Here is a 15,489-nt window from a genome sequence, read left to right as displayed (position 1 = left end):
AATATGGGGTTTAGAATTTTACTTATAACATTTATATTGAGTATACTAGGTTTTGCTTCATTACCTTATCTTACGATAAATTACAAACCTAAAAAGGAAGATAATAAAATAAGGGTTACTGTAAATATGGATAATACGTCTCCAAGACAAATGGAGGAAGATGTTATTTCTATTCTTGAAGGAGCCTTTTCTCAAATTAATGAACTTAAAAATATTAATTCCTTTTCATATTACAATTCAGGTGAAGTTGAATTAGAATTTGATGTTAATGCGAACAAAGTTCAAAAGAAATTTGAAGTAATGATGATGATTAGACAAGTGTATCATTTACTTCCTAAACATTGTTCCTACCCAACAATTAGCCGTTACAACCCTAACTTTATACAAAATGAATTACTTTCTATTAGTCTTAATAAACCTAATTATGCTGAAGAAATTAAAGAGGAAATATCAAAATTAAAAGGAATCAATAAGATTGAAATTCAAGGGGAAAGGGATAGTGTATATGTCATTAAATATCATAAAGATTTATTAGATCAATATGGTTTAAGTTTAAAGGATATAAAAAATAAAATTTCTTCTAATTTTAAAAATGATCACTTAGGAAAAGTGAATTATGAGGCTTCTATCTATAAAGTAAATGTTGGGCATAATTTATCTCGTATAAAAGACTTGGCAGCTTTAGAAATTTATAGAAAAGGTTATCAGATTATTCGATTAGGAGATGTATCGTCAATTAATTTAGAACAGAAAAGATTAGATCATTTATTTAGAATCAATGGTGAAAATACGATCTATCTAAATATTTATACTCAGAAAAAAGCAAATGAAATAGAAGTCTCTGATGCTGTTCGAAAAAAGTTAGAAACATTAAGAAGCCAATATAATATCAAATTAGTTATTGAAAGTGATTCATCGAAGTTGATAAAAAAAGAAATTGATAAACTATTGAAAAGATCAAGTCTAGCTATAGTCATCCTCTTTCTCTTTTCTTGGTTAGTTTATCAAAAGGTGAAAGTGATCATAATATTGATGACTTCTTTAATTGTAAATAGTGCAGTATTATTATTACTAGTAAATATATTTCAGATTGATATTAATATTTATACCATTGTAGGTATATCAATTTCAATAGGCTTTATCATTGATAACTTTATAATTTCAATTAATTCATTAGAACAGAAAAATGAAAAAGTAAATTTTGTATTATTTATTACTTCATTAACAACAATCATTACATTGTTATTTGTTTTACTTTTACCCGAAGAAGAAAGAAAAGGAATTGAAGATTTTTCAATTATCATAAGCCTTAACCTTTTGATTTCATTAATAGTTTCTTGCTTCTTTATTCCCTATTTTTCTCAATTATTGAAGATCAAAAAAGTTAAGACACCCCTTAAGTCAAAAAGACAATCTGTTGTTTTAAAATACTATTTTCAACATGGTATTGATTTCCTCTATAAAAAGAAAGTCTACCTTTTTCTTATTCTGATATTCACTTTTGGTATTCCCAATTTCAAAATTCCCTACAAGAATGAAATAGCAAAGAATACAATTTTTACATCTCATGAGATATCGAAAGTAGAAAAACTATTTGGAGGTTTGATTACTGCTTTTCTAAAGAAAGAAAAAATCAGTACTGTTGATAATGACTTGCAAGATAAGCTTGTGATCGTTATGACTCCTCCATTTGGTACTACTTTAACTACCTTAGATTCTGTAACAAGAAGATTAGAAAACCTATTACATAGTCATCAATCTTCTATTGAAAAGGTAAAAACCAACATAGATCTAGAACAATCTAAAGTTGAATTGACTTTTAGTAAGAATATTGCTGAAAGTGTTCCATTTATGATCAAACAAGAAGTTATTAGCTACTCAAAATTGAACAAGCAAACCAACTTTGATATTTATGGATTTGGAAAAAGTTTTACGAATAATAATAATATCATTCCACTTACATTTTATTTTTCTTTGAAAGGATTCAATCTGAATGATCTCAATACAATTTCTGATTCTATAGAAAATATACTAACCAAGAATAAGAAAATATATAAATTGAATATGTTTTCTTCTGGAAATTGGTGGGATAATTCAACGAAAAAAGAGAAATTGAAAATATCAATTAACGAACATTTTAATTCATATGAAGTGTTTAATGAAATACAAAAATACTCACCTCTTCTGCATTATAATTCAATATTGATAGATAATGAATATTTTGATTATTCATTTGAAAATAAGGATGCTGAGGCTTTTACAACATATCAATTATCGCAACTAAATTTCAATAATTATCCTTTAAAATCAATTATCAAACTTAAAAAAGAGACTACAGAAAATAAGATAAAAAAGAGTAATAGAAATTATATAAGAAATATCAGTCTATCTTATAAAAGTAAATATAAAATAGCTGTAAGTAAACTGACTCAAATCGTAGAAAATATTAATGCAAATTTACCTATAGGCTATTCATTGACTTTTGAGAAAGAAGAGTATTCAAAACTCTCTTATCACCAAAAAATATTTATAGTTTTAATTGTGGTTATAATCTATATGTTTTGTGCTATTTTATTTGAATCTTTTTACCAGCCACTAATCATAATTTCTATAATTCCAATCTCATTCATAGGTGTATTTTTTGTGTTCACTAATTTTAATTTCAAGTTTGATGAAGGAGGTTTTGCATCTTTAATTCTTTTAGGGGGAATTAGTGTTAACTCATCAATTTATATTATAGATGCTTTTAATAATCTCAAAGGCATAAATTCTAGAAATAAAACTTTCGTTTCTCTACTCATTAAATTTAAACCAATTTTGCTGACAATTATTTCTACTATTGTCGGAATGATACCTTTTCTTTTATACGAAGATAATTTTTGGTATTCATTAGCAATAGGTACAATAAGTGGGTTAATAAGTTCTATACTTGGAGTAGTAATAATGATACCAATTTGTCTAAAAATGTTAAGGTATTAACACCCCTGTTACTAAAAATACAAAAATCGGACATAGAATTTTATTAACATGCAGTATTAGAGGTCAATCGAGGTTTGTTTGAGACATTTAAATATTAAAACCTAAGATTTAAATACAAACATAGATAATTTCAAACAAGAGGAAATAGACTTCTTTGTTGACACTCGAATTTACAAGGATGATGAAATATATACAAAGTGCCATAAAAAAATCCTTAAGCCAAGAAATGACCTAAGGATTTTAAAAATTTTATTTAATGTTAAAACCAATGTTTATCTGTAAATTAACAGGAGTCCACCTGTAATAACCATCTACATCAAAAAATACCATTGGACCTATATCAAACATCATATAAAAAACATTATTTACTACTTTCTGGATTCCCCAAGTTGGGCCAATACCAAATGTATACTTCGTATAAGTATCATTTTGATTATCTATAGAGATATAATGTTTTGGTACATTAAAATTTGCTTCATTTAAAGATCTAAATGAAACGAAATGGCTAATATTCCTTTTTACATTACGGTTATAGTGATGCTTTAATTGAACATCTAAAAATAGACTTGCTTGATTTTTATACATTTCAAATGTATTATCAAGTTGAAATTCACTAGCATTTATTCCATAACCAATTTCTGCTGATAAAGAGAGTTTTGTATTAGCTATAAACTTTTCAATACCAAATGAAGGATTTATAATATTAATTCTGTAATGTGCATTATGAACCTTAGTGGTATCACTCTGTATTTGTGCATTTACTTGACAATAAATAAATGACATTAAAATTAATATTATTAATTTTTTCATGATTAAAAAAGAATTATGTTCAACTTAAAAAACACTCCTTAGACTATTATCTAAAGAAATGCCACCACTGGAGAATGTGAATAATTGATAACGAAAAAATGCTATTATTAATTAATGAAAACATTTCACTCTAAGATGAGATTCCACTGTTCTGATTATCAAGTTTTAGGTGTTCCTTAGGACTTAGAACTGATCAATTTTTTAAGGTTCCAATTTATCATAAAAAAATCCAAGCCCCACAAGCTAAATCCAAATTTCAACATATCTACCCAAAAACGAACAACAGTTATATGCACTTCAAAGGAATAAAAAATCCCTCCTGATCTAAAAGTCCAGGAGGGAAACACATTTTATGAAATGAAATATTATTACTATTTTTCTTATAATTCTTTTTCTGAAGTGTTCGCTTTGATTTGTCTTAATTCAAAACCATTTAAGACAATAGGAACATCTTGAGCATGATTCTGCAAAGTCAATTTTACATCACCGTTACCATCAGCAAAAATCACAAATTTTGCCTTGGCAGGGTAGAGGTTACCAAGTTTGGTACCGCTTGTGGGTTCAATAGCGTTTACAACGGTTCTTTTACCTTTACTGTCGTTGGCTACAATTTGATAAGTATTTAATTTTTTCTCCAAAATTGCAGTTCCTTTTACTCTTGCTAAAACCTTAATTGAATGATGATATGTAACAATTTCGTAAGTTCCTTTAGGTAAGTTTTTGAAAGTCACATCCAATTGATCATCACCTTTTACTTTCACCGCATCCATGGCTAAGTAAGGTTGATTACCCAGTAAACCAAAAGCAGTATTCCACTCCAACTTACCGTTTTTAGCACTTACTAATACCTCCGCATTATTGTAGTCTTTTAGAGTATAAGACGATTTTGAAGTACCATCCCAACGGTTCCATCCAAATTGTAACAGTTGATCATCAGCACCCATATCCACTTTTACAATAGGATAGTTTAATGCATCTTTGATTCGTTGTTGACGGATATCTTTGTTGTAAGCGACTGTTTTACTTTCAATTGTTGCAGGTTTTAAGCCTTTTGCTTTTGCAGTGATCTTAAAAGCACCTTCTTTTAAAGTTGACCTTAAAACGATAGAAGCTGTACCCCAATAGGCTTTGTTTGGATTAGCACCAATTTCAGCGTCTCCTACTAAAATACCTTCCCCTTCAATCTTGAAAGAAACCATAGATTCATTATTTACAACATGATTTCCATTTTTATCCAAGATATATGCTCTAACCATTCTCATGTCTGAACCACTTGCAAGGATAGGAGTATTTTGTTCTTCAATTTCTAATTTTAATTGATAGGCTTTACCGTATTTGTTCAGTGTGAAATCTGCAACCTCAACACCTCTTATTAGTCCTTTAGCATACAAATCACCTTTTTCTTCATTCAAAAGGAAAGTGTAAGAAGGAGAATTACAGTGACTTCTGTTAGGGTCGTCATCTGGCTTTTGTTTCGCGACTAATTTACCGTTATTGTAAAGTTCTACTTCGTCACAGTTACTAAATACTACTACCTTATTGTCTCTACTTGCTCTTTCATCACCGATGTAAACCATTGGTGTTGTTGTCATCTCTGATTTATACCAGAAGTTGACTGGGTTTGGTACTCTATAAAAAGAGAAAGGTCTTCTTGGTTGCATTCCCCAATCTTTTTGGAAAGAGAAATAGTCATGTGCAGTCCATAATGCTACTCCAAAACGGTTAGCAGACGCTTTTGATTTTGATACTTCAAATTGGTTTTTCAAAGCATCATAAGAAGAACCATGCTCACATAAGAAAGAGAAATCATTTTCTGTAACAGGCATATTTTGATAATCCATTGGTGTATAGATATCACAAATACCCGAATGAACTGGACCTGTCCAAGGTGCACCATTTGAGCCTGTCATTCTTGTAGGATCTTCTTCTTTACATGCGTAATGTAACCTTTCTACTGGACCTCTATGGTTCAATCCACCACTCCACATTAAAATAGAAGGATTGTTTCTATGATTACGAATCATAATTCGAGTGGCTAATTCTAAATTATCAAACCATTCGCCTTCTACAAAATGAATCCATGAAGGTGCTTCTTCAATCAATAAAATACCTAACTCGTCACACGCTTCAATAAATGAGTTGTCATGAGGGTAGTGTGCTAAACGTACTACATTATATCCTGTTTCTTTTAATTGCTCTGCATCTTTGCGATGTAAACTATTCGCGACTGCATCCCCTACAAATGGATATTGCTGATGCTTATTGACACCGATTAATTCAACAGGTGTACCATTCAATACGAAACCTTTTCCATCAATAAATTCAAACTTTCTTACTCCCAATGGATTTTCAACCATATCCATCAACTGATTATCTTGGTAAACTAATGTTTGTACTCTATATAAATAGGGATCATCGATTGACCATAAATGAAGGTTTTCAGTAATACCCGTCGTTTGTTGGAAAGTATGATCACTGTTTGCAGAAATAGTATGTTGCTCTATTGCTTTAGCGATAACATAGCCATCCTTATCAATAATTCTTTGTTCTACTTTTGCAGAAACGGCAGTATTTTGCTCATTTCTAACAGTAGATCTGATATTAACAGTTGCATTATTTTTAGATACCGTCGGTGTAGTGATAAAAATACCTGCATATTTATCTTCCCAATTGAATGTGATATTCAAAGGATTTTTTACCACTAAATATACATCTCTGTATAATCCACTAAATAAGATATAATCTCTACGATCACCATCGGGTGGGATATTAGGATTTAATCTATTGTCAACGCTGAGTACAATGGTATTAGGTTTTCCATCCTTATGCACAAAATCCGTTACATCAAAATGAAAAGGAGTGAAGCCACTTACCATATCTTCTCCTACATACTTTCCATTGACCCAAAGTTTAGTATGTTGATGTGCACCTTCAAATTCTAAAAATACTTTTTGACTTGCATTAGCTTCTACTTTCAGTTGTTTTCTATACCATCCAATATAACGATGGAATGTCTCCTGGAATGAAGAGTCTGTACTATTGTCCAATTCATTGGAAGACAGTTTCATACTATGAGGAACGTTGACTTTTTCCCATTTAGAATCGTCAAAAGATGTAGCAGTGACCACTTTCTCATCTTTTTCACCTCTATAAAAAGACCACTGCTCATTAATGTCCAACTTTACTCTAGCTTGCTGAAGCTCAATAGTTGTTTGTGCAAAAAGGTTAGAACAGAAAAGAATGCTACCGATTAGTAGCATCCCTCTGAAAAATCCTAGGGGGTTGTTTGTTTTCATTTTATTGTATTAGAATTTTCTTAATGAAATTTTCTTTTTCACCATGCACTCTAATCAGATAAATCCCCTTAGAGTAGTGGTTTGTTAGTTTGAAGTTTACTTGAGTGCTTGGAATTGCATAGTCAAAATGATCCATCAATTTTCCTTTCGTATCCAAGACCTCGATTTTATAAATTTTACTATTTCCTTTAATTCCCATCAATTGTTGACTTTGAGTAGGGTTAGGGAAAACAGTGATATTTTCTTCTTCTGTTAATTCATCACCAATGGAAAGCACCGGATCAAATTCAAATTCAGTGATAACAACTTCTGCAAGACTTGTAAGGCTATTTGATTTTACCACCTTCGCTACAACTTCTACATTTTCGTAGTTTAATGGCTCTGCAAAAACATTCAAGTCTACACTGACATTATCAGTGCCTTTCATTACTTTCACTTTAGCCTGACCAAGTAGGAAAGCATCTCCCCATAATTCAACAAGAATATCTCTATCTGCTGAAGCTGTATATTCTAAGTCAAAGGTGTTCACTTCTCCCATTTTGATTTCAGTTGGATTGGAAGCAAATGCGATAGCATCTGACAAAGTTTGGCCGTTATTGATCTCTAAAAAGTCGATGACTGCAGTACCAGTTTCAGTATGAACCTGAATAGGATATTTTCCAGCTGAAAGTTCTACAGTAGTTTGTACCGTTGGGTTTTCGGTAGTACTCAGTTCGATCATTTCACCCAACATCTCATTGTTGGATGTGATGGCTACTTTTGCATTTTCAGTAGTACTTTTTCCAGCAATTGAAAGCGTGTACGTTGCATTTTCAGGCACTTCAATACTGTAAGAAGTCCATTCACCTTCTTGTAAAACGATTTCAAAGTTTTCAGTATTCTTTTGAATATTGACACCTTCAGATAAACGGTATTGTTTGGAATTGTTGATATCATCTAATGAATGATACCCTATACCTTGACCTCCAATATCAAAATCTTCCGCTTCAATTTTCTGAGGTAATTGATAGTTACTGCCGTTAAATGGGAACCTACTACCTAGATTATGAATGCTGTTGACTGAAAGAATAACCGAACTCACTGCACCACCGTCATCATTGAATTTTAACTCAACAGTATTTGTTGCTTTTAGTAATTGGTAAGGGACAGGTATTTCAATTACCCCAAAGTAATCTTCTCTATCCGCTTGATCATATCCTTTCCAGTTTTCCAAAGAATTGATACTTACTCCATTGATTTTTACCATTGGTTTTTTAGACATTTCATGCTTTCTACCAATGGCCATTCTCAATCTCGCTTCACCTTCATTAGAAAGTTCAGCAACATCATTGAAAACAAATTTCATGGTTTTATTGGCTTCAATTTCTTGCATGTACGTCTTAGAGTAGTACTCCTTTCTAACCGCTTTTTTACTAAATGTAACCTCACGGTCAAGCGTATATGTAAGTACAACTGTTTCATGTGGTTCTATGGTCACACTAGATGGGACCTCTGCTAAGTCTTCATCTTTGTAAATGGGATCGTCATTCTGATAAATCTTCAAACTTCTTTTATTCACTTTTTGGAAGTCGCCCATTGATGAAACAAATTGAAGAGCAACCTCTTGATCTTCTGTGTCAATATTATTCAAGCAGATATATGCTGTTTTTCCATCTACAAATGCCTGAACAAAAATATCAGGATTAGAAGAGGAACAACGAACACGTTTACCTTGTACTTTATCCCAAAGATTAAAGAAGTCTTTTTTTGCTGTGAGTAAAAATTCTGTAGGTTTACCATTTACAATAGACTCTTTTACAGGACGCCATAAATCCGCTCCATAAGGTTCGAAGTTTGAGCCCCAGTGCCATGGTGATTTGCCTGTGATAAATGGAATAGAAATCATCAGTCGGTCTTCTCTGTCCATCAAACCAAAAATAATATGGTTGATAGAGCGCACCGTTTGAATACTCTCCACATCAGTGTAGGTGTCACCATATCCGCTAGAGATGCCACCGTATTCTGTAATAGCGTGGGGTTTAATCTCATCCCATTTAATGTAACTGTAGGTTTCAATCAAATCTAGAATTGCATCTGCATTACTGCCCGATCTTTCAGTATCTTGACCCGTAACATTGATTCCATCATAAAGGTGTGTAGAGAAACCGTCCATATAATCGCCGGCTACATCCATAAACATCTTCATTCTGGTTTCCCAATGACCAAAGTCCCATAATTCCATAGAAGGCCAGGCGGATGAATAGCCAATCACTTTTGTGTCTACTCCTTGTTCATCAAAAGCTTTACCGATTTCTTTAAAGTATTCTGCAGTTTTTCTTCTTACTTCAGCTTCTGTATACTTACCGTTCTCCTGGTATTCATCGGCATGAACAAAAGGTTCATTGACCGGTTCGTAAAAGTGAGGACGAGTATGATCCTCATAAAAATGTTGGAAATATTGAGCAGCAAATTGTCCAGCTTGCTTAGTGTCCAAATCCATATGGATCATTGCGGCAGGGTGGTCTGTTACGACTAGCTGACGTGATATATGTTTATAGTAATTTTGCTCTTGGACGTATTTTATGTTATTGACACCTTCTTTTTCTACTTGCGATGCTTGTGGAAAAACATTGTTTTTAGTGATATAATCTTTATATCTGCCAAAAGCACCCCAAAATGATCTGCCTTGTGTTATATCCCATTGACTGACTACTTCCATGTCTTCATCAGTATGGTCTTTGTTGGCAACCATATGTAGATTGAAGAATTTATTTCGATCGAGTTCTGATACATTTTCTAAGTAGCGCTGTGTTTGGAAGTCAACTGAGATTGCAGTTTGAGCAGATGCTTCGTGTGCACACAGAAGTACCGAAACACATGCCAAAACTTTGCATATAGGTTTGTAATATCTTTTCATCTTAGATTGCTAATTAGTAATAATTCATATTCCAAATATACAGGATCACAGAGGGGAAGGAAGGTATAATTTTAGTGAAATTGAGGGGGTAATTATTGAATTGTGAGGCTTGGGCTGTTTAAAAATAAAGATTTTCACCAGTAGAGGTCTATATTATTTAGGGCTAAGGGTGCTCTAGGTTATGGGTATAAATGGAATGAAAGTACCAGTAATCATTTTTTTAGATTAAAAATAACCAATATTAAGGTATATACATTTTGACTTTTAAGAGTGTTAATGAAAAAGCCATAACCTTTAGTTTATACGGTTATGGCTTTTACTTTTTTAGTTGGCGACTGATTGTCTTCTAATCACGGGATCCAAATTTTGTAAAATCTTATTTTTAAGTTTTATATCAATATTATTTTTCTCCAGATAGCTATTGACCCAATCAATGGTTTGTTGTTCTTTACGTTTCCCAATAGTACTTTTCAAATAATTATAAGGAAAGAAAATGTCTCCGGTTTTTTGAATTTCAGGTAATAGTTCTAATGTTGGTCTCACGTATTTTAATGAATGTTTTGCATTCAAAGGATGATTTAAAAGGCGAAGTGCACTTTCAACCCAAGGCTCATTAGACCTATTTCCAACTTCCTTTAATCCTTCAAAAAAGGCGTCTTTTTCAATTTCATTATTGCTGCTGGCTGGGGAGATAAACTCTAAATACTCTTTATAATAATTAGAGCTTAACGCAGACTTTACAGCCTCTACAGCAACATTGGATTGATGACGATTTTCCAGACGCAATTTCATTAAAAGATTAATTCTCTCTCTGTCATTGAGTGTTGGAGTCGTATTCTTTGAAGTTAAAAATGTATTTAGGTAGTCGAATTGCTCCTCTTGATGTTGTAAGATCTTGATGACATTAAAGTAGAATGACTGCAGTGCTTTTTCTTTACTTTCTTTAATTTGTTTTTCAAGGAAATGAAAGTATGCTTTACTGATATTTTTTCGTTCCGTTTCAGTAATATAATACCAATATAACTGATCGAATTGACCTAACAACTGTTTTTTTAGAAGCAGATTTTCTTCCAAAATCATTCTTTCCCAAATGAAGTTGATGTATCCGTCTAAATAAAGGTTGTCTCTTAAAAAGTTTTCCCAAAGTGTACTATAGGCAATCGCTTTTTCTAAAGGCGAATATTCTTTGATGTTATTTTTTATTTCATTAATCAACCCAATACTTAACTCAAAGTAACCATAATTTTTTCCACTCTGATCTAATGGGAAACTTCCTTTAGGGAGTTCTAAATTGACTTTTTCTTGATCCAATAAAACTTCATTACCGCCAATGACTACCTTTTGAGATTTCTTAAAATCTTGAGTAGTGATAAAGAGTTTATCCTTCTTTCTTTCAAGAATGTAATGAGGCATTCCTTCATTTTTTACCCAAAGATTTGCCCAATCTTTTAGGTCTACATTTGATGTCGTAGAAATGACTTCAATTAAATCATCAAAAGTCGCGTTGTTATAGGCATATTTTTCTAGATAAATCTGTAAAGATTTTTTTAGGTTTTCTTCACCTACTAATAATTCGATTTGAGCCATTACAACCGGAGCTTTACAGTAAATAATAGCTCCATAAAGTGTTCCTGCCAAATTAAGGTTTTCAAGTTTTTGCTGAATAGGGTGATTACCAGCAGTTCTATCAATCTCATAGGCCCTGTATTGATGAGAAAGGAAGAATTGTAAATTGTGATCAATTTCAGGGTAAGAAGGGGTAATTGCTTTTGCTGCGATAAAGTTGGCAAAAACTTCTTTTAACCACACATCATCAAACCATTTCATGGTCACCAAATCACCGAACCACATATGGGCTACTTCATGAGCAATAAGCTGAGCTCGACGGAGTTTTTCTGAAGGACCGGCATTTTCATCTAAAATCAATGAAGAAGCTCGGTATTGGATCGCACCCACATGTTCCATTCCTCCATATTGAAATGGGGGGATTAATGCAAAGTCCAGCTTGTTAAAAGGTAGAGGAATAGATGTATAATTTTCCATCCATTGGACTGCATTTGCATGCAATTCAAAAATCTGATCTTGGTTAGCTTGTATCTTATCCTCTTCTTCCAAATGAAGCATGGCATATTTTCTACCACCTACTGATTTCTCGATACGCTTAAATTCTCCAGCCACAAATGAAAATAAATAACTAGAGATGGGTTCCGTTTGACCAAAAGTGATGACTTTTCGTCCTTTCTCAGTTGGTTTTGTTACACCATACTCTCCAGCAATGGCATCCCAATTTTCGGGCATATCTAAACTTAAGATATACTTTGCTTTGATATCTGGCTGATCAAAACATGGAAATAACGTTCTTGCCCTATCTGGAACAAGAAGCGTATACATGTAATTTTCTTTTCTGTTAAGTGATTGATCACCGGCTATAAAATGAAAGGATATACTATTTTCACCTTTTTTCAGGTGATCAGTTGGTATAATAATATGTTCCTGTTTATAATAATGCTTTGAGGGCTGATTATTGACAATAAGGTTTGTAATTCGTGTAGAATCTGATCTGAAATCCAAAACGATAGGTTCAGAATTGCTGTTAACGTTAAATCTTAAATGTAATGTAGATTGAATTCTTTTGATGGGAGAGTCGGGTAATACAAGATGTAAATCATATTCTACATTTGTAATGGTATTGAATCGCTGTTGTGCTAGTTGTTGAGAAACTCCTGATTTAAGGGGTAAGTCTTCTGGAGATTGACATGAGTAAAACATTAAAAATAAGCCTAGAATAATGTATAGTTTTTTCATTTGAACATTTTAGTTAAAAAATAATCCCAAAGTTAAATGATACATTGTTATAATTTAGATGTTTATTATCACTACCGATACAATTATATTTTAAACTTATAAAAGCCCCTATGTTGGGGAAAAGATCAGTAGTAATACCTACTTCAGGAGCAAAGCCAAAATGCCAATCTGTAAAATCTTTGGTAATAATCTTACCTGGATAATCAAATGTATTGATGACAATACCATGTGATTGATGATACATACCAAAACCAATTCCTACATAAGGTTTCAAATATTTACTTTCAAAAAAGGAATATTTAAGATGTGCTAAAATCGGAACGGATTTAACATTTGTCATCTGTTGATTGTTAACACCATAAAGCACGGGAATTTCTACAATTTCCTTATCTTTTGAATAATGATAACCTACAGAAAGACCTGCTGATAGAGGTGTTTTCTTGAAATGATATTGCCATTCCAACTGGAATCCATTCAATTCGAGGTATCTTAAATCACTTACACCTTGTGAATTGCTGTAAGAAAAAAGAAATTTATTTTCTTGGGCAATTGTGCAATTAGCGAAAAAAGTCAAAACCCCAATTGTTAGTAGAATTAAGAATTTACGGTTCATATTTAAAATTAGGCTTATTTAAGCATTCAGCAAATAGTTTTGACAAAGGTAAAATAAATATTCCTAAAACAATAAATTATCTTAAAATAATGCTATTTAATTTTATTCAGAATATTATTTCTTGTTTTTGTCACAAAACCTAAGCGAAGCTTGTTTAGGTAGGTGTCGGATGAATTGATTAGAATTCATTACTTAAATAATTATATTTTATACAAACACACACATGACAAAAGAGACAGTACATTTAGTACATAAAATTCGCCAACAAGCTTCAAAGTATAAAGAAAGAGATGCAGTAAGATTTCGTGTTGCAGATCAAATTTGGGAAAGTATCTCATGGAATGATTTTTCAGAAGAAATAGATAAAATCTCATTAAGTCTTTTGTCATCAGGTGTAGGTGTTCAGGAAAAAGTAGGTATTTACGCTCAAAATATGCCGAACTGGACAATTGCAGATTTTGCATCTCAACAAATTAGAGCTGTAAGTGTATCGATTTACGCTACAAGTACATCAAAGCAAGCAGCGTACATTATTAACGATGCTCAGATTAAAGTACTTTTTGTTGGAGATCAAGAACAATACGACAACGCTGCTGAAATTGCGGAAGAATGTCCATCATTAGAATGGATTGTAGCAATGAAGCCTAGTATTCATAGAAGAGGACATAAATTGGGTATTCTTTGGGATGATTTCATTGAAAAAGGTGAAAAATCTCAAGAAGCTGAATTATTGAAAAGAGTAGAGGATGCATCATTGACTGATTTGATGACGCTGATTTATACTTCGGGTACTACTGGTGAACCTAAAGGTGTAATGATGGATTATCATAACTTCGGAAAGCAATTTGATGCTCATGATGAATTCATTGAATTTACAGATAAAGATATCAACTTAAGTTTCCTTCCATTATCTCACGTATTCGAGAGAGCATGGTCAACTTATGTTTTATATAAAGGTGGTGTCAATAATTATTTGGAAGATACGAAGCTGATCAAAGAGGCATTAGTGGAAGTAAAACCAAATGTGATGTGTGCTGTTCCTCGTTTTTATGAGAAAATCTACTCAACAATTCACGAAAAAGTAGCCAAAGCAGCTCCTTCAAGACAGAAATTGTTTCACTGGGCTATCGGAGTGGGTAAAGCAGTATTCCACCATAAACTAAATAATGAAACACCATCAGGATTTTTGAAATTCCAACATAAGATTGCAAACAAATTGGTGTTTAGTAAATTCCAAAAATTGATGGGTGGAAACATTAAGTTTATGCCAGCAGGTGGAGCTAAATTGGATCCAGAAATTGGTGAGTTCTTCCATGCTATTGGTATTCCTGTAGTATTAGGATACGGTCTTACTGAGACAGCAGCTACTGTAACGGCATGGTATATTGATCGTGCTTTCAATCCAAACACAATTGGTACAAAAATGCCAAATGTTGATGTGAAAATTGGTGAGAACGACGAGATCTTAGTAAAAGGTGATGTAGTAATGAAAGGTTACTATAACAAACCTGAAGAAACTGCCAAGGTATTTACTGAAGACGGATACTTTAAAACAGGTGATGCTGGTAAATTTGATGAAGATGGTAACTTGATGATCACTGATAGAATTAAGGAACTAATGAAAACATCAAATGGTAAGTACATCGCACCACAGGTTGTAGAAGGTAAGATTGGTAAAGACCACTTCGTAGAGCAAATTGCTGTCATTGCAGATGGTAAAAACTTCGTTTCGGCTTTGATTGTTCCAACTTATGAAAACTTAAAAGAGTACGCTCAAGAAAATGGTATTTCATATGGTTCAGTAGAAGAATTAGTAAATCACCATGATATTCAGAAATTAATTGAAAAGAGAGTAGAAGCTCAACAACATGATTTGGCTCCTTTCGAGAAAGTGAAACGCTTCACGCTTCTTACAAAAGAATTTTCTCAAGATAAAGGGGAAATGACTCCAACGTTGAAATTGAAGAGAAAGACAATCAACGAAAATTATAAAAATGAAATTGCAGCAATGTACACTAAGTAATTTGCAATGCATTTCAAATCAAGCCACTATCTTTTTATAGGTAGTGGTTTTTTTATGAATTTTCGCT

General features: G+C 32.4%; 7 protein-coding genes. 2 read left to right on the top strand and 5 right to left on the bottom strand.

The features are described from left to right. Positions 1–3 precede the first annotated feature (3 nt). Positions 4–2,979, top strand: a complete 2,976-nt coding sequence (locus PL77_RS14880; RefSeq protein WP_044206829.1) for an efflux RND transporter permease subunit — start codon at positions 4–6, stop codon at positions 2,977–2,979. Positions 2,980–3,228: 249 nt separating this feature from the next. Here PL77_RS14880 and PL77_RS30645 read toward each other — a convergent pair whose 3' ends face one another. The 5 genes from PL77_RS30645 to PL77_RS14855 all read right to left on the bottom strand — a co-directional run bounded on the left by PL77_RS30645 (position 3,229) and on the right by PL77_RS14855 (position 13,399). Next, on the bottom strand, positions 3,229–3,789 hold the full coding sequence (locus PL77_RS30645; protein ID WP_156152375.1) for a hypothetical protein: 561 nt from the start codon (positions 3,787–3,789) through the stop codon (positions 3,229–3,231). 380 nt (positions 3,790–4,169) lie between these two features. Further along, entirely contained in the window at positions 4,170–7,085 is a 2,916-nt protein-coding gene (locus PL77_RS14870) for a glycoside hydrolase family 2 TIM barrel-domain containing protein (RefSeq protein WP_052444443.1), read from the bottom strand. A gap of 1 nt (position 7,086) precedes the next feature. Then, on the bottom strand, positions 7,087–9,981 hold the full coding sequence (locus PL77_RS30640) for a T9SS type A sorting domain-containing protein (RefSeq protein ID WP_052444442.1): 2,895 nt from the start codon (positions 9,979–9,981) through the stop codon (positions 7,087–7,089). Positions 9,982–10,305: 324 nt separating this feature from the next. Beyond that, positions 10,306–12,786 (bottom strand): M1 family aminopeptidase, encoded by a 2,481-nt coding sequence (locus tag PL77_RS14860; protein WP_082026548.1) that lies wholly within the window; start codon positions 12,784–12,786, stop codon positions 10,306–10,308. Positions 12,787–12,799: 13 nt separating this feature from the next. Then, positions 12,800–13,399: an outer membrane beta-barrel protein gene (locus PL77_RS14855; protein ID WP_044206822.1), complete on the bottom strand. Its 600-nt coding sequence runs from the start codon at positions 13,397–13,399 to the stop codon at positions 12,800–12,802. A gap of 223 nt (positions 13,400–13,622) precedes the next feature. Here PL77_RS14855 and PL77_RS14850 point away from each other — a divergent pair, with 223 nt between their 5' ends. Beyond that, positions 13,623–15,422 (top strand): long-chain fatty acid--CoA ligase, encoded by a 1,800-nt coding sequence (locus tag PL77_RS14850; protein WP_044206819.1) that lies wholly within the window; start codon positions 13,623–13,625, stop codon positions 15,420–15,422. The last annotated feature ends 67 nt before the right edge of the window (positions 15,423–15,489 follow it).

The sequence above is a fragment of the Flammeovirga sp. OC4 genome, from assembly GCF_000812565.1.
Taxonomy (GTDB): domain Bacteria; phylum Bacteroidota; class Bacteroidia; order Cytophagales; family Flammeovirgaceae; genus Flammeovirga.
Note: the sequence above shows the minus strand (reverse complement) of the source record. Positions and strands in the feature narration are given on the sequence as shown.

Coding starts and splice junctions, on each gene's coding strand:
- PL77_RS14850 (WP_044206819.1), top strand. CDS start 13,623: ATGACAAAAGAGACAGTACATTTAGTACATAAAATTCGCCAACAAGCT.
- PL77_RS14870 (WP_052444443.1), bottom strand. CDS start 7,085: ATGAAAACAAACAACCCCCTAGGATTTTTCAGAGGGATGCTACTAATC.
- PL77_RS30640 (WP_052444442.1), bottom strand. CDS start 9,981: ATGAAAAGATATTACAAACCTATATGCAAAGTTTTGGCATGTGTTTCG.
- PL77_RS14860 (WP_082026548.1), bottom strand. CDS start 12,786: ATGAAAAAACTATACATTATTCTAGGCTTATTTTTAATGTTTTACTCA.
- PL77_RS30645 (WP_156152375.1), bottom strand. CDS start 3,789: ATGAAAAAATTAATAATATTAATTTTAATGTCATTTATTTATTGTCAA.
- PL77_RS14880 (WP_044206829.1), top strand. CDS start 4: ATGGGGTTTAGAATTTTACTTATAACATTTATATTGAGTATACTAGGT.
- PL77_RS14855 (WP_044206822.1), bottom strand. CDS start 13,399: ATGAACCGTAAATTCTTAATTCTACTAACAATTGGGGTTTTGACTTTT.